We start from the raw sequence: 26,015 nt of genomic DNA, 5'->3' as shown, positions 1-26,015 counted from the left end.
AAGTAAGTCTGGTTTAAACATTCAAATTAAATAAACTTTAGTCGCTTACACTGATAGAACGTTTGAATTGAATACAAATTTACAACAATACAACAATTAGGTGCATTTTTACTTGTTGAATAAAATTATCTTTGCTGCATGCAACTGGCACAACAGGTAAAACATCTAGTAAAAAAAGAATTTGTTTTAGAGTGGCGTTCTAAATATGCACTCAATGGCGTTTTACTTTACGTGGTTTCTACTGTTTTTGTGTGTTACCTCTCATTCAAAGTAGTAGATAAACTTACCTGGAATGCTTTATTCTGGATCATTATGCTTTTTGCATCCATCAATGCCATAGCTAAAAGTTTTTTACAGGAAAGCAAGGGCCGTCAATTGTACATTTACACTCTAGCCAGTCCTGTGGCTGTTATTATAGCTAAGACCATTTACAATAGCATTTTAATGATGCTGATCAGCATTATTGCTTTTGCTTTCTACAGTTTGGTATTTAAACCCGAAGCAGACATTGATATCTTAATGTATTTTACAGCTACCGTTTTAGGCAGTTTAAGCTTTTCTACCGTGTTTACTATGGTATCGGCTATTGCCTCAAAAGCAGGCAATGGGGGCATGTTAATGGCCATTTTGAGTTTTCCGGTAATCATACCCGTATTAATTGTACTCATTAAACTCACTAAGAACGCTGTTGACGGGCTGGACAGAAGCGTAAGCTTAGATGAGATTGGGCTGATGCTGGTGGTAAACGTCTTAGTAGTAACTGTATCATTACTCTTATTCCCCTACCTTTGGAGAGATTAAAATTTAGCAACAAATAAACATACTATAAATAAAAATGAATAAAATCTGGTGGAAAATATTGGCTGCTGTACTTGTAATCTACAGTACTATTGCGGGCTTATTATTGGGTGTACCCCGCTTAGCCATATTAAATGAAACAATCAGGAACCTGTATTTTCATGTACCTATGTGGTTTGCCATGATCGTGCTTTTCAGTATATCTGTGTTTTATAGCATTAAAAATCTAAATTCTCAGAACGAAACCGACGATCTTAAAGCGGTAGAAAGTGCCAATGTGGGTATTATCTTTGGACTTTTAGGCTTGGTAACCGGAGCTGTATGGGCTAAATTTACCTGGGGACAATTCTGGAGCTTTGACCCTAAACAAAATTTCGCAGCAATTTCTATCTTACTGTACTGTGCTTATTTAATTTTACGTAATGCCATTGAAGAAGAACAGAAAAGGGCTAAAATATCGGCTATTTACAACATTTTCGCTTTTCCCATGATGGTAGTATTGTTATTTGTTTTACCTCGCTTGCAAGATTCGCTTCATCCAGGCAATGGTGGCAATCCGGGTTTTAACAGTTATGATCTGGACAGCCGTATGCGCATGGTTTTTTATCCTGCATGTTTAGGCTGGATCTTAATCGGTTACTGGATTTATACCATTAAATTCAGGATCAGAAACCTTCAAAACCAAGCTCAACAATTTTAACTCATTCCAATTATTTTAAAATTTAAATTCTAATGAAAAGAATTCTATCCATACTCGCTTTTTTAACACTTTTTGTTCAAAACATTTTTGCACAGAACAATGAAATTGAAATGGCAGATCATTTACGTGCAGAGGGCAAAATCTATGTTGTAGTGATTTGTATTGTCATTATTTTATTGGGCTTACTGGCTTATTTGTTCTCGTTAGATAAGAAAGTGAAAATGTTAGAAAAAAATTCTGGCCCAAAAAACTAATTTTAATGCCATAAGAGGCAGTTCTTTTGTTTTATCAAGCATGGTGTTTAACTTACACTAAGCAAAAAAGCACTTGCATTAGTCATTTATTTTACTGCAATTTTGTACAGTAATTGCATTAAACTTAAAACTTATTAAAAATAATGGCTAATACCGTAAATGAAGCAGGATTCTTTGCAGACGTTTGCAAGAATTTTGACAATGCCGCCAGATTTACCTCACACCCAGAAGGTTTATTGGCACAGATTAAAGCATGTAACAGCGTTTATCGTTTTCAGTTTCCTATACGCAGAGGAAACGGATTTGAAGTAATTGATGCGTGGCGTGTAGAGCACTCGCACCATATGAGTCCAACCAAAGGCGGTATCCGTTACAGTGATATGGTTAACGAAGATGAGGTAATGGCTTTAGCAGCTTTAATGACCTACAAATGCGCCATTGTTAACGTACCTTTTGGAGGCGCAAAAGGCGGTATCTGTATCAATCCTAAAAACTATACCGTTGCCGAGTTAGAAACCATTACTCGTCGTTATACAACAGAATTAATCAAGAAAAACTTTATAGGTCCCGGTATTGATGTACCCGCTCCTGATTATGGTTCGGGCGAGCGTGAAATGAGCTGGATTGCAGATACATATATTACCATGAACCCGGGTTCTTTAGATGCTTTGGGTTGTGTTACCGGTAAACCAATTGCCTTACATGGTATCCGTGGACGTAAAGAAGCAACGGGTCGTGGCGTGGCTTATGCCATACGTGAATGCGTTAGTGTTGCCGAAGACATGAAAAAACTAGGCTTAAAAGCCGGCTTAGGAGATAAAAGAGTAATTGTACAGGGCTTGGGTAACGTAGGTTATCACTCAGCTAAATTCTTAGCCGAAATGGGAGCTACCATTGTAGGTTTATGTGAGTTTGAAGGTTCGATCTATAATGCCAACGGTTTAAATGTTGACGAAGTTTTTGCACATAGAAAAAATACAGGTTCAATCTTAGGTTTCCCTGGCGCTACAGATTTTAAAAATTCAAAAGAAGGTTTAGAACAGGAATGCGATATTTTAGTTCCTGCTGCTTTAGAAAACCAGATTACAGCCGAAAATATTAAGCGCATTAAAGCAAAAATCATTGCTGAAGGCGCCAATGGTCCTTGTACGCCTGAGGCAGAAGAGATCTTTACCGGTATGGGTGGTATCATCATTCCTGATATGTACTGTAATGCCGGGGGAGTAACCGTTTCTTACTTTGAATGGTTAAAAAACCTTTCTCACGTTGCTTTTGGCCGTATGGAAAACCGTTATGCAGAAAATTCAAACGCCAACTTGATCAATACCTTAGAATCGTTAACCGGCAAAACCATACCAGCAGAGCACCGTTTAATGATTGTAAAAGGTGCATCAGAAGTTGAACTGGTAAACTCAGGTTTGGAAGACACCATGATCCACTCTTACCACGAAATCAGAGAAACTTTACAGATTAAACCTGAAGCTCAGACGCTTAGAACTGCAGCTTTTGTGAACTCCATAGATAAAATTGCAGTTTCATATATGAATTTAGGTGTTTGGCCTTAATCCTTATCGAAAAACCTTGTCAAAGCCCCACCTAGGTGGGGCTTTTTATTTATCAATTAATTGTCACGATATACAATTGAGCTTTAGTATCATACTCAAGCTTGTATTGTTTTTTTATCTTTGTTTGCTTTTAATATTAATCTATATCCCATGAGAAAAAGTGCCATTATTGGTTTAATAACCATTGCTTTGTGTATAGGTTTCTTAGTAAGCTTAAACGCAGATACAGACTCTTATTCTAACTTTGAAGAAGCCTCAAGATCTCAAAAAGAAGAACACGTAATGGGATATTGGGAGAAAGAAAAAGGTATGCATTATGATGCATTAAAAGACCCTAACCATTTTGCCTTTTATATGAAAGATGAAAAAGGTAAGGTTAACAAAGTAGTTTTAAACGGCTCAAAGCCGCAAGATTTTGAACGATCAGAAAAATTAGTATTGATAGGAAAAATGGAAAAAGATACTTTCTATGCTTCTAAAATACTGATGAAATGCCCTTCTAAATATAATGATAACCTGGTTGAAGTTGATCAGAACGGTCAGGTAAAACAAATCAAAAAGTCTTAATGGATATTCAGTTTATTGGCGAACATCTACTGCCTGGTAAAATAGGCCAGTTTTTTATTGTACTATCGTTTGGTGCTGCGTTACTTTCTACTATTGCTTATTTCTTAGCGGTTAAAAACAAAAACCCCGAAGATAATTCATGGCACCGCATAGCCAGAAGCAGTTTTATCATTAACATTTTTAGTGTTATTGGTATTGGTGTTACGCTATTTTATATTATCCTAAATCATTACAACGAATACAATTACGTTTATTCGCATACCTCAAAAGAATTACCTGTTTACTACATTGTTTCTGCTTTTTGGCAAGGACAGGAAGGTAGTTTTTGGTTATGGATGTTCTGGCAGAGTCTTTTAGGTCTGGTTGTCATTTTTAGAGGTAAAACCTGGGAAGATAGCGTAATGACGACCATTGCATTATCGCAGGCATTTTTGGGTTCTATGTTACTAGGTGTAGAAATTTTAGGTATCCGTATAGGTTCTTCTCCTTTTATCTTATTAAGAGAAGCAAGCAATCTGCCCGAAATGGCACCTATCTTTAAAGACCCTGAACACTATGCTAAATATTTAACTTTTATAACCGATGGCAAGGGCTTAAATCCATTACTACAGAATTATTGGATGGTGATCCACCCTCCTACCTTGTTCTTAGGCTTTGCCAGTATGGTGGTTCCATTTGCATATGCTATAGCCGCTTTATGGCAAAAACGTTATAAAGAATGGGTTAAACCTGTATTGCCTTGGGTATCATTTGCCGTAATGATCTTAGGCACAGGTATTATCATGGGTTCTTTCTGGGCTTACGAAGCACTTAATTTTGGTGGTTTCTGGGCTTGGGATCCAGTTGAAAATGCATCCATCATCCCATGGTTAACTTTAATTGGGGGCTTACATGTGATTATAGCTTATAAAAATACCGGACATGCCTATTTCACTGCTATCATGCTGGTAATGGTGAGCTTTATTCTGGTACTTTATGCCTCTTTCCTAACCCGAAGCGGTATTTTAGGTGAAACATCTGTACACTCATTTACAGATCTGGGTATGTTCTGGCAATTGGTTACTTACATTTCAGCATTTTTAGCCCTTGCTGTATTCTTTACCGTAAAACGATGGAAAGAACTTCCTATCACTAATAAAGATGAAGAAACTTACTCTCGTGAATTTTGGATGTTCATAGGAGCATTGGTAGTAACCGTTTCTTGTATCCATATTATTTTTGCAACCTCGGTACCTGTATTTAATGCTGCTTTCGGTACAAACTACGCGCCTATAAAAGATGCTGTTCAGTTTTACAATAAATGGCAGGCACCTTTTGCTGTATTAATTACTTTGATTTCGGGCTTTTCTCAGTTTCTTAAATACAAAAGAACCGATCCTAAAAAGTTCTACGGCAGTTTAATCTCTACCGTATTATTCTCATTATTGTTAACTGCAGGTATGGTATGGTTAACAGGTATCTATACCAACTCTATGTATATTATTTTAACATTCAGTTGCGTATTCGCCATATTATCTAACGCCCGTTTATTATCAACCGCATTTACTTCTAAAGGCAGTAAATTGGCTGGTGCCGCAGTAGCCCATATCGGTTTTGCCATCTTGTTGGTAGGCGCTTTAATTGCTTCCGCTACAAGTAATCCTATTTCAATCAACGAAAGTAATTTTATACCGGTTAAAGATTTTGAAAAGGCAGCCAAACCTGGCGAAAATATTATGTTGTATAAGAATGAGCCTAAAAAAATGGGCAAATATACCGTTACTTATATCAGCGATACAACTGTTAAGCCTAACACTTATTACAGCATAAACTTCAAGACTATTGACGAAGCTACCGGGAAAATCAAAGAAGACTTTACCTTAAACCCTCACATTCAGGAAAACGACAGAATGGGTTTAATTGCTTCTCCTGATACCAAACATTATCTTACCAAAGATATTTACACCCACATTACCAGTGCAGCAGTTGAAAAACCTGAGCACGAGGCACATGAAGGGCATACTGAAGACGAAAATTACAAAGCACCTCGCATAGCTTTGGTTAAAACCGGAGACACTTTACATACACCAAGTGGTGTATTAACTGTTAAAGCTTTAAACACCAAACCAATAGTTAAAGACTTAAAAGTAGAGAAAGAAGACTTAGCAGTAAGTTTACCTTTGGAAATCAATGTAAGTGGCAAGATTTATACCGTAGAGCCTTTATTCTTAATTAAAGGAAACAATACTTTTGATTTTGCCCGTAAAATTGACGACTTAGGTCTTCGTTTCAGATTTACCAAAATCATTCCTGAACAAAACCAGTTTGAGATCCAGATATTTGAGAAGCCTCAACAGGCTAAAGACTGGCTGGTATTTAAAGCTATTGAGTTTCCATACATCAACCTGTATTGGGTAGGTACCATCGTAATGGTTATTGGCTTTATTTTATCGATCATCAGACGTAATAAAGAGTTAAAAACCAAGTAATGAAAGCGGTCGTAATTGGTTCGGGCAATGTGGCAACGCATTTGTGCAAGGCTTTAAAATCAGCACAGATCAACGTTGTGCAAGTTTGGTCCCAACAGTTACAGAATGCAGAAAAACTGGCAAATGAAATCAATGCAGAAGCCATCAATGATTTATCACAGGTAAATGTTGATGCTGATTTCTGTATCATTTCAGTAAAAGACGATGCTGTTGAAACCATAGCCAATCAACTACAACCTTTTAAAGGTATAGTAGTACACACAGCAGGTGCTGTAAGTATAGATATTTTCAAACCTCTTTTTAAACATTACGGAGTTCTGTATCCGCTCCAAACGTTTTCTAAAGGCAAAGCGCTCGATTTTAAAGAAGTTCCTCTTTGTATTGAAGCTGGAGATGAACAGACTTTAAAAAAAATAGAACAACTGGCTCAATTGTTAAGCAGAAATGTTTACCCGGTAGATACCGAAAAAAGAAAGATCTTACATCTAGCGGCTGTATTTGCATGTAATTTTACCAATCATTTATATGCACTTTCGCAAGATATCTTAGCAGAACACCAGTTGCCCTTTGATATCATTAAACCTCTCATTGTTGAAACGGCCGAAAAGGTACAACACAATCTGCCGCGTGATGTTCAAACCGGTCCGGCAATAAGGCATGATGAGCAGACTTTAGCCAGACACAGGGCTTTACTAGCCAATCAGCCACACTTATTAAACATTTATCAAACTTTAACAGAAAGTATTAAAAAAACCAATTAATTACTTAATTCTGGTTTTACTATGTACTTTTGTATCTGATCATGAGCTTATTTAAATTAAAAATAAATTTCGAAGAAGAAGGAAAAGAATCGGTAGAATTACCTATAGCTGCCGGTGAAGATGTTTTAGACGTAGTACTTGATAATGGTATAGAATTACAGCACAACTGCGGTGGTGTTTGTGGTTGCAGTACCTGCCATATATATGTAACCAAGGGCATGGATAACATCCAGGAAATATCTGAAAAAGAAGAAGATTTTATAGACAGGGCTGTAAGACCTAAGATTACTTCACGCTTGGCTTGCCAGTGTGTAGTATTGGATGGCGATATAGAAGTTACGATCCCTGATCAATCGGGTTTCCTTGGTCATTAATTTTATATACATTATCCTTAACACATCAATATTCATTAAAAATGAACGATAACAAATTTGCACTACCTATATACTGGAATGATTACGAAGATATTGCACAGGAACTTTATGAAAAGTTTGGTGATAGTTTTGACGAAGCCAAAATTTACAGGATAAGATTTACCGAATTAATGGAATGGGTACTTTCTTTACCTAATTTTAAAGGAACCCGCGAAGAATGTAATGAAGGTCATTTAGAGCAAATACAATCTACCTGGGTTTACGAGTGGAGAGATAACCAGTAATTCATTTAGCTCTGCGATATATGTTTTTACAAAACCTCAAACATATTACCACTTTCATTTTTGATGTAGATGGCGTTTTAACTGATGGAACCGTAATTGCATCAGAAAGTGGTGAGCTTTTGCGCAACTTTAACATCAAAGATGGATATGCTGTACAACTGGCTGCAAAAAAAGGTTACCATGTATGCATTATCTCGGGAGGTAAGGGTACTGCTATGGAAAAACGCTTCAGCAATTTAGGCATAGCCGAAATCTATCTCGGTGTAGGTAACAAAGTAGAAGTATTTAATCAATACTTGGCGAAACATCAAATCGATGCGAAACAGGTTTTATATATGGGCGATGATATTCCCGATTTAGCTGTAATGCAATTGGTAGGCATAGCCACCTGTCCTGCTGATGCCGTAGATGAAATTAAAGCCATTTCTCATTACATTTCTGCTAAAAACGGTGGTCATACAGCCGTACGCGATGTAATTGAAAAAGTATTGAAAGCGCAAAGCAAGTGGATAGACCATAATCCTTCTGCAGAAGAAGCGAGCAGATAAAAATATCTCCCTGTATATTAATTATTTACAGGTTTTTTCAACTATTTTTTCTTGCCTAATTAAACTTATAAAGCTTTTACATCTCTAAAATCTCGAAGCATCGTGTAAAAGCAGGCTTCATTGAACCTAAAACAATATAAAATTTAATTACAATGAAAAAATTACTTTTAATCTGCACTTTCATTTTTGGTGTAATTGCATTTGCCAACGCACAACAAGGTGGTGGCCGTATGGGCGGAAATATGGGAAGAATGGACCCTGAAGCCAGAGTTAAACAATTAGACGAAAAATTAAAATTGTCTGATGATCAAAAAACCAAAGTTTTAGCCATTTTCAAAGATCAGGGCGAAGCGCAAAAGAAAATGATGGAAGAAGCACAAAATGGTGGCGACAGATCTGCAATGAGAGAAAAAATGCAGAAAATGAGAGAAGAATATGATGCTAAACTTAACGGCGTTTTAAACGAAGATCAGAAAAAAGCTTACAAAGCATGGCAAGATGAGCAACGTGCCGAAATGCAAAAAAGAATGCAGGAAAGAGGTGGACAATAATCACTGATTTTCTAATTTTATTCTTAAACAAAATAATACAAAAAGCGACTTTAGGTCGCTTTTTGTATTTTAGCGACAAATTATTTTGCCGATTATGTTTATTCAGAAATACCCCATTATACTCGCATCCAAATCTCCACGCCGACAAGAGCTGTTAAAAGGACTTGGATTAGATTTTACCATTGAACTTAAAGAAGTTGACGAAAGCTATCCCGAAGGTTTAAACCCGGCAGATATTGCGGTTTATATCTCAAACCAGAAAGCATTGGCATTTGGTGCTTCAAAAGATACCATCGTAATTACAGCCGATACCATTGTTGCTCTTCACAACGAAATATTAGGTAAGCCTAAAGACAAAGATGAAGCCGTTCAAATGCTCAGGAAACTATCAGGAAGTACCCACCAAGTTTATACTGGGGTAACCGTAAACTTTAACCGATCGGTTTATTCATTTTATGATCTTACCACTGTACATTGCAGTACCCTAAACGAAGAAGAAATAGATTTTTATATTGAAAACTACAAGCCTTTTGACAAGGCCGGAAGTTATGGTGTACAAGACTGGTTTGGTTTAGCCAAAGTAGAAAAATTAGAAGGCTCATACACCAATGTTATGGGTTTACCTACAGAGAAATTGTATCAGCTTTTACAGAAGCTCGCTTAACTGTTTTCTGCAGATAGTTTCTTTGTGCTTAGCAATAATAAAATAGCCGATAAAAATAATACAATCCATCCCCATTGAAAATGGATGGCCTTACCCAAAAGATTATCGGCTATTTTTACGCCAAAATAATTCTGTGATTTAAAATATACTGCCACAGCCATTAATATAACCCAGAAAAACATTACACGTGTTAACAATCTGTAAGCTTTAAGCTGTCTTACCATAAAACAAAGCGTTAATAAACCTGTTAAGGCGTAAGTAATCAAAAACAATCTTACATCTGTTTTATACATACCCCAGCTAACCCATTCAAATAAGATTTTAACCTGTAATAGAGGGCAAAAACCTCCAATAAATGCTAAAAATATACCCAGGTAAGCATTTGTTTTTTTAACTACGATCATATGGCTCACAGATAAATGCATAGCATCTAAGCCATGCTTATAAATTAATTTTATTTTCCGGTATCGATGCCCATTTTATCAGCAAAATGTGCACAATAATCTCTTAAATCTTCCACAATATTCTGCTCTCCTGTTGCTCTTAAAAAGCTATCTCCCATGGTTTGCAATGTTTCATAAAAAAAGCGTTTCATTTCATCAACAGGCATATCTTTAGTCCACAAGTCAATGCGCATGGCATTTTTATAATTATGGTCCCATAGTGCCAAGATCATAGCTTTTGTAGGTACACTTTCTTTGGTTTCGCTATCGGTAGATTCCCATAATATCGCCTCGGGAACATTTTTCTCATCTAACTCTACGGTTACTTTTATTTCCGCTTTTTTCATCTTTTATTATTTATTATCTTTTATCTATGAATTAAAGAAAAGTCCTTTCATTATCGACATTAAAACCAAAGTAAATATGATTACAGAAGTTTCCAGTAACCATAATCTTATTAAACTTGGCATCAATTTTCTAAACACCTGATCTCCTAAAAAAGCCAGAAAAAAAAACAAGAAACATACCGCAATCATTAAGCCACTATATTCCTGATTTACGGGTGCTAAAAGCCAGCTTTTATTCACTATCAAAGAAACAGCAATAACCAAAGCTAGAGCCGATACAATATTTAAAGGTGTAATTCTAACTTTCAACTATCTTTTGGGTTTAAATCTTTTATTTTGCTTTGTTTTAGCTGTTTTATCCTTAGCAGGGAATTGCTTTTTCTTCTCATGAAACGCCCCTTTAAATTCAGGGTTTTCCTTACGTTTCTGGCGGTCTATTTCACGGGCCATCTCCTGGCGCTCATTAAAAGGTGTTTCTTCTATAAAAACGCCTTCAGGAATATCTTCTACAGCAATTTGCTGCCTGATCAGTTTTTCAATCTTATCTAAGTAATAACGTTCTGCATGTGTGAAAAACGTAATGGCTGTTCCTTCATTAAAAGCCCGTCCTGTTCTGCCAATACGATGCACATAATCTTCTATTACAATAGGCACATCAAAGTTGATCACATGGCTAACCTGACTTACATCTATTCCCCTAGCGGCAACATCTGTAGCTACCAATACCCTAATATCGCCCTGCTTAAAACTATTAATGGAATTGATACGGGTATTTTGTCCTTTATTGGCATGGATAACCCTTACTGCATCTTCTCCGAATTTTCTTTCTATAAAACTGTAAATATTATCGGCAACGGTTTTGGTTTTACAAAAGATAATGAGCTTTTTAAACTCTTCATCGTTTTTAAGTAAACGTTGCAATAAATTGATCTTGGTTTTAAAATTAGGTACAGCATAGGCCACCTGCGTTACGGTTTGGGCTGGTGTTGCCTGAGCAGCCACTTCAATTTTTAACGGGTTTTTCAAGAAATCGCCCGCTATTTTTTCTACCAGCTCACTCATTGTGGCAGAAAACAACAGGTTTTGTCGTTTACGTGGCACCACTTCTAAAATACGGTGAATAGAGCCAATAAAGCCCATATCCATCATTTTATCGGCTTCATCAAGTATCAAAAATTGTAAACTACGGGTATTGATATCTCCGGCAAGGTAAAGATCTAAAAAGCGGCCTGGTGTAGCTACTAAAATATCTAAGCCTTTAGCTATTTGCTCTTTCTGTGTTTTTGGTCCGATACCACCGAAAATAACGACGGTTCTTAAGTCGGTATAGGTAGAAAACAATTTAACCTGCTCTTCTATCTGCAATGCCAGTTCTCGTGTAGGTACCAAAATCAATCCGCGTACATGCTCTCCCTGCGCATATTTAAGTTTCATGAGCATAGGCAGCACATAAGCTGCTGTTTTTCCGGTACCTGTCTGCGCAATTCCAAACAAATCCTGACCTGATAAAACAGGTCCTATAGCCTTTTCCTGTATAGGTGTGGCTTCGGTGAAACCGGCCTCGGCAACGGCATTCAAAATCTGTCTGTTAAGGTTAAACTCTTCGAACTTTTTTGGCATAGCGGCAAATTTACAATTTATTAGTCGGAAGTGCGAAAAGTTTGATGTAGGAAGACCGAAGTCCGATGATAAGGCGTTTTAATATCGCAAATTAAAGCACCAAAATGTTGAAAAATATACGGCATAACTTCAAACATCAGACATCGGACATCGGACTTTATATTTACCTTTGAAACATGAGCACAACCCTGATAAAAGCCGCCACCATTGTAAATGAAGGAAAAACCTTTGTAGCAGATGTATTCATAAAAAATGGAATGATTGATAAGATTGCTCCTCATATTGATACCGCAGCAGATCTGGAAATTAATGCAGAAGGTTTATACCTTATACCGGGTATGATTGATGATCAGGTTCATTTTCGCGAACCAGGTTTAACCCATAAAGCCGATATTTTTACCGAAAGCATGGCTGCTGTAGCTGGCGGCATTACTTCTTTTATGGAAATGCCCAATACCGTTCCCAATACTTTAACGCAGGAATTACTAGCCGATAAATATGATATTGCTCAACAAACTTCGCTGGCAAATTATTCTTTTTATATGGGTGCCAGTAACGACAATATTGAAGAAGTCTTGAAAACAGACCCTAAAAACGTTTGCGGCATCAAGGTTTTTATGGGCTCATCTACCGGCAATATGCTGGTTGATAATGAAAAAACACTTGAAAACATCTTTAGCAAAGCACCTATATTGGTTGCCACACATTGTGAAGATGAAGCTACCATACGTCACAATATGGCTGCTTTCAAAGAGAAATATGATGATCAAATCACGATTGACATGCACCCTTTAATACGTAGCACTGAGGCTTGTTACAAATCATCATCCCTAGCTGTTGAACTGGCCAAGAAATACAATACCAGATTACATATCCTGCATATTTCAACCGCTAAGGAGGTTCGCTTGTTCGACAATAAAACACCTTTAGCTGAAAAAAGAATTACCGCCGAAGCTTGTGTACATCATCTTTGGTTTAATGATACCGATTATGCCACAAAAGGTAATTTTATTAAATGGAACCCGGCTGTAAAAACTGACGTTGATCAAGCCGGCATATTACAAGGTTTACTAGATGATCATATTGATGTAATCGCTACCGATCATGCGCCACATACCCTTGATGAAAAAAACCAGCCTTACTTACAAGCTCCATCTGGAGGGCCTTTAGTACAACATGCTTTACCTGCCCTTTTAGAAATGCACTTACAAGGTAAATTAAGCTTAGAAAAAATAGTAGAAAAAACCGCTCATAATGTAGCGATCTGTTACCAGCTTGAAAAACGTGGTTTTATACGAGAAGGTTATTGGGCAGATTTAGCTTTGATAGATTTAAACGATGCCTGGAAAGTGACCAAACTGAATACTTTTTACAAATGCGGTTGGTCTCCTTTTGACGGGCAAACTTTTAGCGCCAGCATTACCCACACTTTTGTATCTGGCGTTCTGGCTTATCAAAAAGGTAAATTTATGACCAATCAAACTGGAAAACGTTTAACATTTAACCGATAAATGGATAAAGCAGGCAAGGCGGGTATAAAGAAGTTTGCAATACTACTCTTTGTAGCTTTTCTTGTCTTCTTATGGGGATTAAACGAAATATGGGTAGAAAAATGGTTTAGCAATGGCCTCTACCCTCTTATTGCTTTATTTCAAAGATCCGTTTCTTCTCTCTTTCCTTTTGCCATAGGCGATTTTTTGTATGCCATACTTATTGTTCTGATCTGCTGGAAAACATTCAGTTTTTTCAGGAAAAGGCCTTTTAATAGAGATTTATGGAAAATACTGCTCATTTCGCTTTTAAATTTAGGATTAGGCCTGTATATCGCCTTTAAGCTTTTATGGGGTTTAAATTACAACCGTCCACAAATCCATACCCAGCTTCAAATCGGTAATCAACTTTACGATAAAAAGCAATTGTTAAAATTAGCCGACTTCTTTTTAAACAAGATCAATAATCTTCAAGCACAGCTTGATCAACAAAAAGATAAGCCCCTTTACACTAAAACACAGCTCTTTAATGAAACCAAAGCTGCTTATGATCAATTGGCAAAACATCAAAGCTTTTTTAAATACAAAATAGCATCTATAAAACCTGCCATTAGCGGATGGCTGACCAGCAAAATGGGGATTGAAGGTTATTACAATCCTTTATCGGGAGAAGCAAACGTGAACATGCTGATCCCTAATTTTGTACTGCCTTATGTTACCTGTCATGAAGTAGCACACCAGATTAGTGTTTCAAAAGAAGATGAAGCAAATCTGGTAGGTTATTTAACCAGCATACATAGCAACGACCTCTATTTCCAGTATTCTGGCTATTACAATATGCTTAGAAGTATCTTGTTTGAAATCATGTTAAAATATCCCGACCAATACCTTGCTTATCGGGAAAAACTTCCTGAAGAATTGTTAGCCAAATTCAAGATAGAAAGAGATTTCTGGGTTAAATACAATGGACAAATGTCGGCCTATATGAGCAAAACTTTTGACCAATTGCTTAAATTAAACAATCAACGAAAAGGCATAGACAGTTATCAGGATATTGTGCTATGGTTGTATAATTACCATAAACACGAACTTTGAAAACAATGATCATGAACAGCAGTTACAATAACCCGTTACCAAGCAATTTGCATCTTTGAACGTATAACCTTGAGGCATTTTAATTTCTATTTCTTCTTTTAAACATTCCATTCTCAAACATTTAAGACAACGAAAATGAACGTGGTTATGATGATGGTCATTTTCCTTACAATTTAAGCAAACAGCAAAATAGGTTCTGCCATCATCAGAAAAAATACGGTGTACATGACCATCTTCACAAAAGCTGTTCAAGATACGGTACATCGTTGCCCGATTCATCTCTCCTGCTACTTTCTTCTCAATATCATCTTGACTTAAAGCAACTTCAGAAGATTTTAAAATATTAAAAACAGCTTGCTTTGATGATGTTGTTCTTCTTTTCATTTTATTAATGCGACTTTGTTGCAATAATAAAAATAATTTCTAATTTTGCCAAACATTTTTGACTATAACTTTCAGTGATCATGACAGAAAATAAATATTTTGATGTAATCATTATCGGCGGAAGCTATGCAGGTCTTTCAGCAGCCATGACCTTAGGACGCTCAACGAGAAAAGTACTGGTAATTGACAGCGGATTACCTTGCAACAGGCAAACTCCTCATTCTCATAATTTCATTACACAAGATGGTAAAAAACCCAAAGAAATTGCGGTTGTGGCCAAACAACAGGTCGAAAAATATGACACCGTAGAGTTTTGTGAAGATGTAGCGATTAAAGGACAGAAAAACGGAAATCTTTTTGAAATATCAACCCTTTCTGGCAAAACTTTTACAGCAAAAAAACTGGTCTTTGCAACAGGTATAAAAGACATCATACCTGCTATTAAAGGTTTTGAAGCCTGCTGGGGAATTTCTGTAATTCATTGCCCTTACTGCCATGGTTACGAGTTTCGTCAACAAAAAACAGCTATTATGGCCAATGGCGCAAAAGCCGCTCATTACGTTTCACTTATTTACAACCTCAGTGCCAACTTAACTTTATTAACTTCTGGCAAAGCTGATTTTACCGAAGAACAAGTCGAAAAAATTAAAGCTCATCAAATTGAAATTATAGAAAAAGAGGTGCAGGAAATCGTGCATCAAAACGGTAAAGTACAAGAAGTTGTATTTAAAGACAATTCTGCCATTAAATTCGATGCGATTTATGCTGCAGTTCCTTTTATCCAGCATTCAGATATTCCTGAAACTTTAGGCTGTGAATTAACAGAACAGGGTTTTATCAAAGTTGATACATTTCAGCAAACAAATACCAAGGGCGTGTATGCCTGCGGCGATAACTCTTCGCCTATGCGCTCTGTGGCAAATGCAGTAGCCTCAGGAAATTTTACCGGAGCCGCAATAAATAAAGCGCTTAGCGATGAACTATTCTGGTAAAATTTATGTAATCAAGCTCAAATAAATTCTCAGAATTTAGATATTTGAGCATAAAAACATTTTCAAAGCCTAGCATGTATTAGATAGGTAATCTGCTTAAGATGGAAACAAACCAGAAAACAACAGAACCAGATAGCACAGCCATAAGAACAGCCTTGTGGAGAGCTTTGCACTTACAAGTAGATTCAAAGCCCTATATACTTGAGGATGAGGTGGGCTTAAAATTAGCTGCACCCGATGAAGGCTGGCAGCAACGCCCGGATATGCACCCTGAGTTTACCAAACGCCTAAGAGCATCTATCTTGGCACGAGCCCGCTTTATTGAGGACCTGATCATCGAACAAAGCAAAAAAAGCATTACACAATACGTAATCTTAGGTGCAGGTCTGGATACGTTTGCACAGCGTAGACCTGATATTGCTGCTAAATTACAGGTGTTTGAAATAGACCAGCCTGATACGCAAATATGGAAACAAAAACGCTTGATTGAAACAGGCTATGGTCTGCCCGAGTGGTTACATTTTGTAAGTGTAGATTTTGAAATTTCATCATGGTGGGAGCAATTACTAAATGCGGGATTTGATGTGAATAAGCCTGCAGTTGTGGTATGCACAGGTGTAAGTTTATATCTCACTAAAGATGCCATTATCTCTACTTTAAGCCAATTAACAGCACTTGCTCCTGGCTCTACCCTAGCCATGACTTTTTATTTACCTATAAAACTTCTCGATGAGGAAGATAAGCCTTTACAGCTGATTGCAGAAAAAGGCGCCAAAGAAGCCGGAACACCATTCATTAGTTTTTTTAATGCTGATGAAATATTAGCAATGGCTAAAGAAGCAGGTTTTAAACACATAAAAACTGTTTCGACCAAAGACTTGGAGCGAAGCTATTTTAGCAACCGCACCGATAACTTTACTCCAGCCAGTGGCGAAGTATTTTTATTGGCACACACTTAATTAAAAACATTGTTCAGCACATTATGGCATATTTATTTAGACAAGCTACAGCAGACGATTTAGCTCAAATCTGGGAGATCCTAAAAAAAGCAATCCAAAGACGTAAAGAAGATGGTAGCAATCAATGGCAGGATGGCTATCCCAATCCCACGGTTATTCAATCAGATATTGCAAAAGGTGCAGGCTATGTTTTAGCCGATGGGGATCATATTGCAGGTTATTGTGCAATTATGATCAATGATGAACCTGCATATGCAGATATAGATGGAAAATGGCTTACAGAAGGAGATTTTGTGGTGTACCATAGGGTGGCTATTGCCGAAGACTATTTAGGGAAAGGCTTAGCACAGAAAATGTTGGCTCATATTGAAGATTTTGCGTTAAGCAATAAGATAAACAGCTTAAAAGTTGACACTAATTTTGACAACAATGGGATGTTAAATATTTTAAATAAAATGGGCTATGTATATTGCGGAGAAGTGTCATTTAGGGGAGCACCGAGAAAAGCTTTTGAAAAGGTATTAACCACTTAATACCACAACTACATTTTAACAAACTATAATGCGAATTATAGGCCTTTGGCATTATGTCAGGCCATAGTACAAACCGTTAATATTCGTCAAATTCGGCCTCTGCTATTTGCTGTAGCGATGCAATTGCCCTATCACTTACTTTAAAGCAAAGAGCGCAGCCGAGAATTTTTGGGTACTTTTTATGGAAAAAAGTACCTGCCGTTGCCCGGCATAAGGGCAGGCAAGATTGTGAGATGGGCTACAAAAAGGGCTTTCAGTAAATAAAAACCAGTAAAACATACATAATTCACGTTAATAAAATCAGTGCACTATCCGTGTATGGCTTCTTTAGTACCAAAACTTTGAATCAGCTCACCTTCAAATTTTAACCATTCGGCCCAACGCTTTTCTACATCAACATCTGTACTATATTTACGGGCAAAATTTAAAAATGTAGTATAATGACCAGCTTCAGAAACCATTAAATCGTAATAAAACTTAGCCAGTTCTTTATCTTTAATATTTTGCGACAGCACCCTAAAACGTTCGCAACTGCGGGCTTCGATCATTGCAGCAAACAATAACCTATCAATAAAAGCTTGGTTACGACTTCCATCTTTTTTACTAAATTTTACCAAGCAGCCCACATAATCGTCTTTACGTTCCCTGCCCAAAGTATAACCTCGCTCCTTAATGATATTTACGACCATTTTAAAATGTTGCAATTCTTCTAAAGCAATTTCAGTAAGCTCATCAACCAGATCTTGGTGTTCAGAATTTTGCGTAATTAAGGTAATGGCATTACTGGCGGCCTTTTGTTCGCACCAGGCATGATCGGTCAAAATTTCTTCTAAATTTTCTTCGGCAATATTTGCCCAACGCGGATCGGTCAGTAATTTAAGTCCTAACATTTTACAGATAATGGCTTTAAAAAGCGCAAAATTACAAAATAAATAATCATTTAGGTTTATACCTTTGTATAACAGAATTATGGTAGCCCAAAAAGTATTATTCATCGGATTGGTATGGCCCGAACCCACCTCATCGGCAGCAGGTACAAGAATAATACAATTGGTCCGGTTTTTTAAGGAAAGAAATTTTGAGGTACATTTTGCTTCGGCAGCACAACCATCAGATTTTTCGTTCGATTTGCATAGTATTGGCGCCGAAACTCATCAAATCTTATTAAACCACTCTTCTTTTAATGTGTGGATCAAAGCACTTCAGCCCGAAATCGTAGTTTTTGACAGGTTCATGATCGAGGAACAATATGGTTGGCGGGTACAGCAAGAATGTCCCGAAACAATGAGGATATTAGATACCGAAGACCTACATTTTTTACGAAAGGCTAGAGAAGTACAACAAAAAGCCGGAGTACCTTTTACTGATGAAGCATTATTTTCTGACGAAGCCAAACGGGAAATTGCATCAATTTTACGTTGCGACCTGTCACTGATCATATCTGAAGAAGAAATCAGAATTCTTACAGAACAGTTCAAGATCAACGCTTCAATTCTGTATTACCTGCCTTTTTTGGAAGAAGAAATTACAGAAGATCAGACGAAAAACTGGAACAGTTTTGAGGAGAGAGAAGGTTTTGCTTTCATTGGCAACTTTATGCACGAGCCCAATTGGCAAACCGTTAAAACTTTAAAAACGGAAATTTGGCCCGAACTACGAAAATTATTACCTAAAGCCAGTATGAACATTTATGGTTCTTACCCACCTCAAAAAGCATTGCAATTAAATAATAAAACCGAACGTTTTTTTGTACATGGCAGAACCGATAATGCCCAAAACACCCTCGCAAAGCATCGCATCTTGTTAGCTCCCATTACTTTTGGCGCAGGTATAAAAGGCAAATTCATCGATGCTATGCAGACAGGTACACCCAATGTAACTACCTCTGTTGGTGCAGAATCTATGCACAAAGATTTACCTTGGGGTGGTTTTATTGAAAATGATTGGAAAGAATTTTGCCTAAAAGCGGTCTTGCTGTATAACCATAAAGAAGAATGGTTGAAAGCTCAACAAAATGGCACTCTCATTCTAAATAGTTTATATAGAAAAACAGCTTTTGAGGATTTGTTTCTAACCAATATCAAAGAGATTTATCATAGCCTTCCGCAACATCGCCAACAAAATTTTATGGGCGAAATCCTAAAGCACCAAAGCCTGCAAAGCACTCGCTACATGTCTTTGTGGATTGAAGAAAAGAACAGAAAAGATTACTAATTATTAAGCCTTTAAAAATCATAATAAGTATATTTGGTTAAAACCCTATCATACACCATGAGATTTAGGTCTGTTTTAACGCTATTGTCCTGTTTAATGTTCTTATCTGGGTGCCAACCATCTGAACGTACCACTAAAAAAGAATCAAAAAACATAGCACCCGCTAAACAGCAGAATGAACAAACGTATGATATTGCTGTTGATCAGGCTTCTATCTTAAAAGATTTCATTACATGGTACACCTATGACTACAAGAACATTAATTTAACGCAAAACTTTATCGGACTTGATGCTGATTCTATCGAAATTGATAAAGCTTTATTTCTAACAAAACTTAAAACGGGCAATTACATTCCCTTTAAAATCAAAATCGTTAACAATATCCCTGTTTATCAGCTCAGTAAGAATAATAATATTGGAAATGACGTAAGAAACACCATTAAACAAAAAGCCGAGATAGAAAGTTTCCATTTTCAAATGGAAGGCAAGGAATTTCCTGATTTCAATTTCACAGATCTACAAAACAGAACTTATAATAGCTCCAATACCAAGGATAAAGTTGTACTTCTAAAATGTTGGTTCATCAATTGTGTAGCCTGTGTTAATGAATTTCCCGAACTTAACGCCTTAGTAGATAAATACCCGGATAGGAAAGACATCCTGTTTATCAGTTTAGCCATAGATAACAAATCGGAATTAAAGGCATTTCTTAAGAAAAAAGAATTCAAATATGCTGTAATACCTGATCAGGAAAACTTCATGAGAAACAAGCTTAATGTTCAGATGTACCCAACGCATATTTTAATCAATAAAAAAGGAGAAATCGTAAAAGAGACCAATGACATTAATGACATTCTTCCATTTTTTGAAGAAGAGATTTTAAAGCTTTAATAATTTAGTCATTTCATAGTTTAAAAAACAAAAATCAATAATTGTTCTTTTTATGATTTATGTATATCTTTAGAATAACAAAAATCTAAACTAACAATGAAAACGCTCATCAAACATCTCAAGCCATTTATTATTAGAGGTATCTTTTTAAACTATAATTTGTTTAAAAGAAAAAATCAAGACATCTGAGCTGTTCCTTAAAAACAAATCAAGCTTCAGATATTGCCATATTCTCAAATATCTAATTGAAAGCATCCCGAAAGCTATAATTACAGTTTAAAATTATCTGAAACCAAATAATCAATATATGAGATCTATATTTTTTGCTCTGTCATCATTAATCTTTATTGCTATAATCTATAGCTTTACTTCTTCCAATAATGAGGACTATTATTATGCCTTTAATGAAAAGGTTTATCTTCAAAGATTAAATACTAAAATAGCTATCCGGTATAAAGATAGTAAAGTAGCACAAACTGCTTCTAAAACCCTATTGAAAGATGGGAATAGAGATACAGAAATTAAATGGCAGGACAACCGAACAGTTGTTCTAAATGTACTATCAGCTGATGAAACAGATAATTTTATAACTGAAGCTCAGAAAAATAATGATGTTAGTTCTGTGAATTTCGTATATCTTTTGAAGAAATCAGATCTGGAAATGATTGTTACCGATGAAATTTTAATAAAGTTTAAATCATCAGTATCAAATCAAAAAACGGATTCTATTACCAGACAATATAAGTTAACTTCAATAAAACAGACTAAAAATTATCGTCTTTATCAGGTTCCAAGATTAAGTAATGCTATACAAATAGCTAATTTATTTCAGGAAAGTGGTCTTGTTGAATTTGCTCATCCAAATTTTATATCAAAAGTTGATTTTTATCAATCTATTCCTAATGACCCTTATTTTCCATATCAATGGAATTTACATAATACTGGACAAAGTTTTAACGGGCATACAGGCACCATTAATGCCGATATAGATGCCCCTCAAGCCTGGGATATTACCTCGGGGTGTAACTCTGTTACTGTTGCCGTATTAGATCAGGGCGTTACATCTAATCATATAGATTTACCAAATTCAAGACAGGTTAGACTAACAGGAAGTAATTTTGGAGACGGAAGTACTAATGATCCCTCTCCTACCGGAAACGATAATCATGGAAATGCCTGCGCAGGATTAATAGCTGCAACTAAAAATAATAATATAGGGATAGCAGGGATAGCCTCTGAAGTAAACATCATGCCTATCCGAATTTTTAATTCCGATGGTTCTGGTATAACTGTTCAAGGAATAGCTGATGCGATTACATTTGCTAAAGATAATGGTGCGGATATCTTATCAAATAGCTGGGGCTATAACTCAAATAATCCAAATTTATATCCTGTAATTATTTCCGCTATCCAAGATGCAATAACAAATGGACGTGGTGGAAAAGGCTGTGTAGTTGTGTTTGCTGCAGGAAATACTGCAAATTCTGCTGCAGGAAATAATGGATATGTTACTTTTCCTGCAAATGTTAATATTAACGGTGTAATTACAGTAGGTGCAACAGACAGATATAATTCTAAAGCAAATTACAGTCCTTTAAGTTCGGAAATAGATATTTGTGCTCCATCGCATAGAGCCTACCCAAGTCAGATAACAGGCGAAACCTTTGAAGTATGGAGTATTGATATTCCCGGTAGTTCAGGTTATAATCCTTGGGCAGATACGAGTACCAATCCTCCTTCATTTGGTGAAAATTTACCTAGCAGTGGCATTAATTATTTAGATTTTACAGGAAGATTTGGAGGCACATCTGCTTCATGCCCTCAGATTGCTGGTGTTGCAGCTTTAATGTTATCTGTAAACCCCAGTTTATTACAACAAGAGATATTTAACTATTTAACAGGAAGTGCAGATAAGGTAGGTGGATACAGTTATGTAGGTGGTAGAAGCAATCAGTTAGGTTATGGTAAGGTCAATGCTTTTGCAGCAGTAAAAGCTGCATTGCCTAAAATAAACGGGACTTCTATATTTTGCAACACAGCCACTTATAATCTACCTGGCTTACCTACCGGAGCAACCGTAACTTGGAGCGTTAATGGCACTTATAGTATTAGTGGTTCCAATACTGCCAATCCCGTAACAGTACAACGTACCTCTAACGGTTATGGTACACTTACGGCAAATGTTATCACCAGCTGTGGTAGTTATATAATTACCAAGAGCCTAAATCCCTTAGTTATTACTGTTACACCTACCAATGATAATGGATCTTGCGGAGGAACTGCTACAGTGGAAGGAGCAACAGGTACTTTAACCTGGACTGTTGATGGTAATTTACTTATTAATGGTACATCAACGTCATTAACAACCACCTCTAATTCTATTGATTTTACAGGAGCAGCAGGATCTATACAGGTAACCGGAGGAGATTGCTCTATCAATTTAGGAGAATATTTTGCTCCATATCAACCGGAAATTCATTTCGCAGTAAATCCTGCTATTGGCAGCGAGCCTTTAAGTGCATCTGTCTATCCTTATAACCACAGCTATAGTGCCATAAGATGGTATTTAAATGGTGATTTGGTAGAAAGTGGTACAGAAATATATTTTAATTCAAGTCCTCCTTGTAATAACAGTGAAGTAACAGTAGAAATAGATTTGAATTGTGGCCTAACAGTATCCAGTTCTGCAACATTCGAGCGTTACTGCGGAGGCTGGTGGCGCACGATGATAGTTTATCCTAATCCGGCAAATAGTTACATTTCAATTGAGCCTGACAATGACAAGCTAAGAAAACTTTCAGGAAAAGAGAAATTAGCTATGAAAGAATATGAAGCTTATTTATATGACATAAAGGGTAAACTTTTGTTAAGAGGAAGAAGCAACAATTACAAATTACAACTGGACACCAAAAACTTAAAGTCTGATAACTATTTTCTTCATGTACATGTAGAGGGACAAAAAGAAATCATAAAACAGCAAATTATTGTAAGGCACTAAAACTTATCATGGAATGCTTAGAAATAACCTATCTCTAGGCATTCCTTTATTTTAAAGCTCTGTAATTATAATAATCATACAACTCCTTTTCTTACCTGTTTTGAAATGCTATTTTTCAAATGAGAAATTTAAATCGTTTTCACTTCGCAAAGCAAGGATTTTAACTTTACAACATTACAACAATTTTAAGCCCCAAAGTATGTAACTTTGCCGCATGGCAAAAATATCCATTAACCTGGCCACAGGCTCATTACAGAAAGAAGAAATTATCGTTGGTATAGACTTGGGAACAACCAATAGTTTAGTTGCGTTTATCAATCCCGAAAAAGAACCCCAGGTAATTAACGATGCCGGAAAGGGCGTTTTGGTACCCTCGGTAATCCATTTCAATGAACTGGGCGAAACAGAAATTGGTAATGAGGCCAAAGCTTACCTTACTACCGATCCTTCCAATACCATCTTCTCGGTAAAAAGGTTATTAGGCCGCTCATACAATGATGTATCTGAACATAAAGATATTTTTAGCTATAAAATTATAGATGATGATACCGATGCTTTGGTAAAAATCAAGGCAGGCAATAAGTTTTATACCCCTATCGAACTATCGGCAGAGATTTTAAAAGAATTGAAAGCCCGTGCTGAACACGCTTTAAAAACTCCGGTTAACAGAGCTGTTATCACCGTTCCGGCTTATTTCAACGATAGTCAGCGCCAGGCTACACGCGATGCAGGTAAATTAGCCGGGTTGGATGTGTTACGTATTGTTAATGAACCTACTGCCGCAAGTTTAGCTTATGGTATCGGTTTAGATCCGCAGGAACAAAAAACCATTGCTGTGTACGATTTAGGTGGAGGTACTTTTGATGTTTCTATACTACAGATACAAAACGGCATTTTTGAAGTGTTGAGCACCAATGGCAATACCTTTTTAGGTGGCGATGATTTTGACCGTGCCATTTTAAACTACTGGATAGAACAAAATAAATTAGATTCAGCTACACTTGCAGAAGATAATGCCCTAATGCAAACCTTGCGTTTACAAGCTGAGGCTGCAAAAAAAGCGTTGACCACACAAAACCTATACAATGAAAAAGTAGGCGAAATCTGGTGCAGTATTGATAAAAATACTTTTCACACGCTTATTGAGCCTAAGGTTAATGAAACCATACAAAGCTGTAAGCAAGCTTTAGCTGATGCAGATTTAACGATAAAAGACATAGATGAGGTAGTTTTAGTAGGTGGTTCTACCCGCACACCTTATGTTAAAAAAGCAGTAAGTGAGTTTTTCGGTAAAACAGCACAAGACAATATCAATCCTGATGAAGTGGTTGCTTTGGGTGCAGCCATACAGGCAGATATCCTAGCTGGTAACCGTTCTGATATTTTATTATTGGATGTTACTCCCCTATCATTAGGCATTGAAACCATGGGCGGTTTAATGGACGTGATCATTCCTCGTAACAGCAAGGTACCTACTAAAGCTGGTCGCCAATATACCACTTCTGTTGATGGGCAGGTAAACATGAAGATTTCTGTTTATCAAGGCGAACGAGACCTGGTACAAGAAAACCGCAAATTGGCTGAATTTGACCTGAAAGGAATTCCGGCTATGCCGGCAGGCTTGCCAAAAGTAGACATCAACTTTTTACTCAATGCTGATGGTATTTTAACCGTTCAGGCTATTGAACTGCGCTCAGGTGTAAAACAGGAAATTGAAGTAAAACCAAGTTACGGTTTAAGTGATGATACAGTAGAAAAAATGTTGTTAGACAGTATTGCAAATGCCCAAAGCGACGTAAGTCAACGTATGTTGATAGAAGCCCGCAGCGAAGCTGAGCAATTGGTTTATACAGCAGAACGCTTTATTGATAAAAACGGAAGCTTACTCACAGAAACAGAAATCACGGCAACCAAAAATTATATCGAAAACGTTAAACAGGCTTTAACCAGTGGCGATAAAGATTTAATTCTGAAGAAAACAGATGAACTGAACGAGTTTACCCGTCCGTTTGCAGAACGTGTAATGGATGCAGCTATAGGTCAGGCCATGAAAGGTAAAAGAGTTGATGAATAAATCTGCTGTTCCGAGATGATTTAAAGTAATTTGCAGAAAAAGCTTAAAATAAAAGGCACCCAAAATTTGGGTGCCTTTTTTGTAGCTATATGAAACCTTACAGCATCATCATACCTTTAATCTCGCCAGCTTTTTTGTAAATCCCGATTACTTCTTCTGCGTTCTGCACTTGTTTTTTTACGGTAACCGAAACATATTTACCTGTTTTTGAAGGAACCTTAGTAAATTCCTCATTAGGTAAAATAGCTTTTAATTGTTCTAACTGATCTTCCTGTCCTGTAATGATAAATTTAAAAGCATAAATACCTGGAAATTGCTGTACAGCTTCCAGTTTTTCTTTAAAGTTTACATAGGGATCATTATTGCTCCCATCCGGAATATCATGAAACTCGATATCTTTATTAAATTCTTTGTTGCTCATTATTTTAACTCCTCTTTTAC

Annotated in this window: 28 protein-coding genes; 21 read left to right on the top strand and 7 right to left on the bottom strand. The window is 36.6% G+C overall.

The annotated features are described in order from the left end of the window. The first annotated feature begins 138 nt into the window (after positions 1-138). The 12 genes from MMF97_RS07580 (at position 139) to MMF97_RS07525 (ending at position 9,534) form a co-directional block, all read left to right on the top strand. Positions 139-801: a heme exporter protein CcmB gene (locus MMF97_RS07580; protein WP_243361090.1), complete on the top strand. Its 663-nt coding sequence runs from the start codon at positions 139-141 to the stop codon at positions 799-801. A gap of 34 nt (positions 802-835) precedes the next feature. Then, positions 836-1,498: a cytochrome c biogenesis protein CcsA gene (gene ccsA, locus MMF97_RS07575; RefSeq protein WP_243361087.1), complete on the top strand. Its 663-nt coding sequence runs from the start codon at positions 836-838 to the stop codon at positions 1,496-1,498. Between the two features lie 32 nt (positions 1,499-1,530). Then, entirely contained in the window at positions 1,531-1,752 is a 222-nt protein-coding gene (locus MMF97_RS07570; RefSeq protein WP_243361085.1) for a CcmD family protein, read from the top strand. A 143-nt stretch (positions 1,753-1,895) separates the two neighbouring features. After that, positions 1,896-3,317 carry a Glu/Leu/Phe/Val family dehydrogenase gene (locus MMF97_RS07565; RefSeq protein WP_243361083.1) on the top strand — a complete coding sequence of 474 codons (1,422 nt, stop codon included), beginning with the start codon at positions 1,896-1,898 and terminating at the stop codon, positions 3,315-3,317. Positions 3,318-3,467: 150 nt separating this feature from the next. Beyond that, positions 3,468-3,884, top strand: a complete 417-nt coding sequence (locus MMF97_RS07560) for a cytochrome c maturation protein CcmE domain-containing protein (protein WP_243361081.1) — start codon at positions 3,468-3,470, stop codon at positions 3,882-3,884. Continuing rightward, positions 3,884-6,352: a heme lyase CcmF/NrfE family subunit gene (locus tag MMF97_RS07555; protein WP_243361078.1), complete on the top strand. Its 2,469-nt coding sequence runs from the start codon at positions 3,884-3,886 to the stop codon at positions 6,350-6,352. The genes MMF97_RS07560 and MMF97_RS07555 overlap by 1 nt, the downstream gene beginning before the upstream one ends. Then, positions 6,352-7,113 (top strand): Rossmann-like and DUF2520 domain-containing protein, encoded by a 762-nt coding sequence (locus tag MMF97_RS07550; protein WP_243361076.1) that lies wholly within the window; start codon positions 6,352-6,354, stop codon positions 7,111-7,113. The genes MMF97_RS07555 and MMF97_RS07550 overlap by 1 nt, the downstream gene beginning before the upstream one ends. A gap of 41 nt (positions 7,114-7,154) precedes the next feature. Beyond that, positions 7,155-7,487, top strand: coding sequence for a 2Fe-2S iron-sulfur cluster-binding protein (locus MMF97_RS07545; RefSeq protein ID WP_243361074.1), 333 nt, complete (start codon positions 7,155-7,157; stop codon positions 7,485-7,487). 41 nt (positions 7,488-7,528) lie between these two features. Beyond that, positions 7,529-7,771 (top strand): Fe-S cluster assembly protein IscX, encoded by a 243-nt coding sequence (iscX, locus tag MMF97_RS07540; RefSeq protein ID WP_243361072.1) that lies wholly within the window; start codon positions 7,529-7,531, stop codon positions 7,769-7,771. A 20-nt stretch (positions 7,772-7,791) separates the two neighbouring features. Beyond that, the gene (locus MMF97_RS07535) at positions 7,792-8,319 is read left to right on the top strand and encodes a KdsC family phosphatase (RefSeq protein ID WP_243361071.1); all 528 of its coding nucleotides are present in this window, start codon (positions 7,792-7,794) and stop codon (positions 8,317-8,319) included. Positions 8,320-8,471: 152 nt separating this feature from the next. Next, positions 8,472-8,870 (top strand): hypothetical protein, encoded by a 399-nt coding sequence (locus tag MMF97_RS07530; RefSeq protein WP_243361070.1) that lies wholly within the window; start codon positions 8,472-8,474, stop codon positions 8,868-8,870. Between the two features lie 94 nt (positions 8,871-8,964). Beyond that, positions 8,965-9,534, top strand: coding sequence for a Maf family protein (locus tag MMF97_RS07525; RefSeq protein ID WP_243361069.1), 570 nt, complete (start codon positions 8,965-8,967; stop codon positions 9,532-9,534). On the opposite strand, the gene MMF97_RS07520 is transcribed toward MMF97_RS07525, so the two are convergent. The 4 genes from MMF97_RS07520 to MMF97_RS07505 are packed head-to-tail and all read right to left on the bottom strand — an operon-like array spanning position 9,531 to position 11,944. Next, positions 9,531-9,938: a hypothetical protein gene (locus MMF97_RS07520; protein ID WP_243361068.1), complete on the bottom strand. Its 408-nt coding sequence runs from the start codon at positions 9,936-9,938 to the stop codon at positions 9,531-9,533. The genes MMF97_RS07525 and MMF97_RS07520 overlap by 4 nt on opposite strands. 50 nt (positions 9,939-9,988) lie before the next feature. Continuing rightward, entirely contained in the window at positions 9,989-10,324 is a 336-nt protein-coding gene (gldC, locus tag MMF97_RS07515; protein WP_243361067.1) for a gliding motility protein GldC, read from the bottom strand. A 24-nt stretch (positions 10,325-10,348) separates the two neighbouring features. Then, positions 10,349-10,633, bottom strand: a complete 285-nt coding sequence (locus tag MMF97_RS07510; RefSeq protein WP_243361066.1) for a hypothetical protein — start codon at positions 10,631-10,633, stop codon at positions 10,349-10,351. Then, complete coding sequence (locus tag MMF97_RS07505; RefSeq protein ID WP_243361065.1) at positions 10,634-11,944, bottom strand: DEAD/DEAH box helicase; 1,311 nt, start codon at positions 11,942-11,944, stop codon at positions 10,634-10,636. It abuts the gene before it with no gap. Between the two features lie 176 nt (positions 11,945-12,120). Between MMF97_RS07505 and MMF97_RS07500 the strand changes: the two genes are divergently transcribed. Further along, entirely contained in the window at positions 12,121-13,455 is a 1,335-nt protein-coding gene (locus tag MMF97_RS07500) for a dihydroorotase (protein ID WP_243361064.1), read from the top strand. Beyond that, positions 13,456-14,529, top strand: coding sequence for a DUF3810 domain-containing protein (locus MMF97_RS07495; RefSeq protein ID WP_243361063.1), 1,074 nt, complete (start codon positions 13,456-13,458; stop codon positions 14,527-14,529). Positions 14,530-14,538: 9 nt separating this feature from the next. Here MMF97_RS07495 and MMF97_RS07490 read toward each other — a convergent pair whose 3' ends face one another. Then, positions 14,539-14,913 (bottom strand): Fur family transcriptional regulator, encoded by a 375-nt coding sequence (locus tag MMF97_RS07490; protein ID WP_243361062.1) that lies wholly within the window; start codon positions 14,911-14,913, stop codon positions 14,539-14,541. 80 nt (positions 14,914-14,993) lie between these two features. On the opposite strand from MMF97_RS07490, the gene MMF97_RS07485 reads away from it, so the two are divergent. From MMF97_RS07485 to MMF97_RS07475, 3 genes are all read left to right on the top strand, one after another. After that, the gene (locus MMF97_RS07485; protein WP_243361061.1) at positions 14,994-15,905 is read left to right on the top strand and encodes an NAD(P)/FAD-dependent oxidoreductase; all 912 of its coding nucleotides are present in this window, start codon (positions 14,994-14,996) and stop codon (positions 15,903-15,905) included. 101 nt (positions 15,906-16,006) lie between these two features. Further along, positions 16,007-16,864 carry a class I SAM-dependent methyltransferase gene (locus MMF97_RS07480; RefSeq protein ID WP_243361060.1) on the top strand — a complete coding sequence of 286 codons (858 nt, stop codon included), beginning with the start codon at positions 16,007-16,009 and terminating at the stop codon, positions 16,862-16,864. A 23-nt stretch (positions 16,865-16,887) separates the two neighbouring features. After that, positions 16,888-17,397, top strand: a complete 510-nt coding sequence (locus MMF97_RS07475; RefSeq protein ID WP_243361059.1) for a GNAT family N-acetyltransferase — start codon at positions 16,888-16,890, stop codon at positions 17,395-17,397. A 308-nt stretch (positions 17,398-17,705) separates the two neighbouring features. Here MMF97_RS07475 and miaE read toward each other — a convergent pair whose 3' ends face one another. Then, entirely contained in the window at positions 17,706-18,287 is a 582-nt protein-coding gene (miaE, locus tag MMF97_RS07470) for a tRNA-(ms[2]io[6]A)-hydroxylase (RefSeq protein ID WP_243361058.1), read from the bottom strand. Between the two features lie 79 nt (positions 18,288-18,366). Between miaE and MMF97_RS07465 the strand changes: the two genes are divergently transcribed. The 4 genes from MMF97_RS07465 (at position 18,367) to hscA (ending at position 25,574) form a co-directional block, all read left to right on the top strand. After that, positions 18,367-19,611 (top strand): glycosyltransferase, encoded by a 1,245-nt coding sequence (locus MMF97_RS07465; RefSeq protein ID WP_243361057.1) that lies wholly within the window; start codon positions 18,367-18,369, stop codon positions 19,609-19,611. Positions 19,612-19,668: 57 nt separating this feature from the next. Beyond that, a complete protein-coding gene (locus tag MMF97_RS07460) occupies positions 19,669-20,502 on the top strand; it encodes a TlpA family protein disulfide reductase (RefSeq protein ID WP_243361056.1) in 834 nt (277 codons plus the stop codon). Positions 20,503-20,809: 307 nt separating this feature from the next. After that, positions 20,810-23,500, top strand: coding sequence for a S8 family serine peptidase (locus MMF97_RS07455; protein ID WP_243361055.1), 2,691 nt, complete (start codon positions 20,810-20,812; stop codon positions 23,498-23,500). Between the two features lie 214 nt (positions 23,501-23,714). Continuing rightward, positions 23,715-25,574, top strand: a complete 1,860-nt coding sequence (hscA, locus tag MMF97_RS07450; protein ID WP_243361054.1) for a Fe-S protein assembly chaperone HscA — start codon at positions 23,715-23,717, stop codon at positions 25,572-25,574. Between the two features lie 97 nt (positions 25,575-25,671). Here the strand turns inward: hscA and MMF97_RS07445 are convergent, their stop codons facing one another. Beyond that, positions 25,672-25,995 (bottom strand): DUF493 domain-containing protein, encoded by a 324-nt coding sequence (locus tag MMF97_RS07445; RefSeq protein WP_243361053.1) that lies wholly within the window; start codon positions 25,993-25,995, stop codon positions 25,672-25,674. Positions 25,996-26,015 lie beyond the last annotated feature (20 nt).

The organism is Pedobacter montanisoli (genome assembly GCF_022809115.1).
Taxonomy (GTDB): Bacteria; Bacteroidota; Bacteroidia; order Sphingobacteriales; family Sphingobacteriaceae; genus Pedobacter; species Pedobacter montanisoli.
The sequence above is the reverse complement of the archived record's forward strand: the minus strand, read 5'-3'. Positions and strand labels throughout refer to the sequence as shown.

Coding starts and splice junctions, on each gene's coding strand:
- MMF97_RS07580 (WP_243361090.1), top strand. CDS start 139: ATGCAACTGGCACAACAGGTAAAACATCTAGTAAAAAAAGAATTTGTT.
- ccsA (WP_243361087.1), top strand. CDS start 836: ATGAATAAAATCTGGTGGAAAATATTGGCTGCTGTACTTGTAATCTAC.
- MMF97_RS07570 (WP_243361085.1), top strand. CDS start 1,531: ATGAAAAGAATTCTATCCATACTCGCTTTTTTAACACTTTTTGTTCAA.
- MMF97_RS07565 (WP_243361083.1), top strand. CDS start 1,896: ATGGCTAATACCGTAAATGAAGCAGGATTCTTTGCAGACGTTTGCAAG.
- MMF97_RS07560 (WP_243361081.1), top strand. CDS start 3,468: ATGAGAAAAAGTGCCATTATTGGTTTAATAACCATTGCTTTGTGTATA.
- MMF97_RS07555 (WP_243361078.1), top strand. CDS start 3,884: ATGGATATTCAGTTTATTGGCGAACATCTACTGCCTGGTAAAATAGGC.
- MMF97_RS07550 (WP_243361076.1), top strand. CDS start 6,352: ATGAAAGCGGTCGTAATTGGTTCGGGCAATGTGGCAACGCATTTGTGC.
- MMF97_RS07545 (WP_243361074.1), top strand. CDS start 7,155: ATGAGCTTATTTAAATTAAAAATAAATTTCGAAGAAGAAGGAAAAGAA.
- iscX (WP_243361072.1), top strand. CDS start 7,529: ATGAACGATAACAAATTTGCACTACCTATATACTGGAATGATTACGAA.
- MMF97_RS07535 (WP_243361071.1), top strand. CDS start 7,792: ATGTTTTTACAAAACCTCAAACATATTACCACTTTCATTTTTGATGTA.
- MMF97_RS07530 (WP_243361070.1), top strand. CDS start 8,472: ATGAAAAAATTACTTTTAATCTGCACTTTCATTTTTGGTGTAATTGCA.
- MMF97_RS07525 (WP_243361069.1), top strand. CDS start 8,965: ATGTTTATTCAGAAATACCCCATTATACTCGCATCCAAATCTCCACGC.
- MMF97_RS07520 (WP_243361068.1), bottom strand. CDS start 9,938: ATGATCGTAGTTAAAAAAACAAATGCTTACCTGGGTATATTTTTAGCA.
- gldC (WP_243361067.1), bottom strand. CDS start 10,324: ATGAAAAAAGCGGAAATAAAAGTAACCGTAGAGTTAGATGAGAAAAAT.
- MMF97_RS07505 (WP_243361065.1), bottom strand. CDS start 11,944: ATGCCAAAAAAGTTCGAAGAGTTTAACCTTAACAGACAGATTTTGAAT.
- MMF97_RS07500 (WP_243361064.1), top strand. CDS start 12,121: ATGAGCACAACCCTGATAAAAGCCGCCACCATTGTAAATGAAGGAAAA.
- MMF97_RS07495 (WP_243361063.1), top strand. CDS start 13,456: ATGGATAAAGCAGGCAAGGCGGGTATAAAGAAGTTTGCAATACTACTC.
- MMF97_RS07490 (WP_243361062.1), bottom strand. CDS start 14,913: ATGAAAAGAAGAACAACATCATCAAAGCAAGCTGTTTTTAATATTTTA.
- MMF97_RS07485 (WP_243361061.1), top strand. CDS start 14,994: ATGACAGAAAATAAATATTTTGATGTAATCATTATCGGCGGAAGCTAT.
- MMF97_RS07480 (WP_243361060.1), top strand. CDS start 16,007: ATGGAAACAAACCAGAAAACAACAGAACCAGATAGCACAGCCATAAGA.
- MMF97_RS07475 (WP_243361059.1), top strand. CDS start 16,888: ATGGCATATTTATTTAGACAAGCTACAGCAGACGATTTAGCTCAAATC.
- miaE (WP_243361058.1), bottom strand. CDS start 18,287: ATGTTAGGACTTAAATTACTGACCGATCCGCGTTGGGCAAATATTGCC.
- MMF97_RS07465 (WP_243361057.1), top strand. CDS start 18,367: ATGGTAGCCCAAAAAGTATTATTCATCGGATTGGTATGGCCCGAACCC.
- MMF97_RS07460 (WP_243361056.1), top strand. CDS start 19,669: ATGAGATTTAGGTCTGTTTTAACGCTATTGTCCTGTTTAATGTTCTTA.
- MMF97_RS07455 (WP_243361055.1), top strand. CDS start 20,810: ATGAGATCTATATTTTTTGCTCTGTCATCATTAATCTTTATTGCTATA.
- hscA (WP_243361054.1), top strand. CDS start 23,715: ATGGCAAAAATATCCATTAACCTGGCCACAGGCTCATTACAGAAAGAA.
- MMF97_RS07445 (WP_243361053.1), bottom strand. CDS start 25,995: ATGAGCAACAAAGAATTTAATAAAGATATCGAGTTTCATGATATTCCG.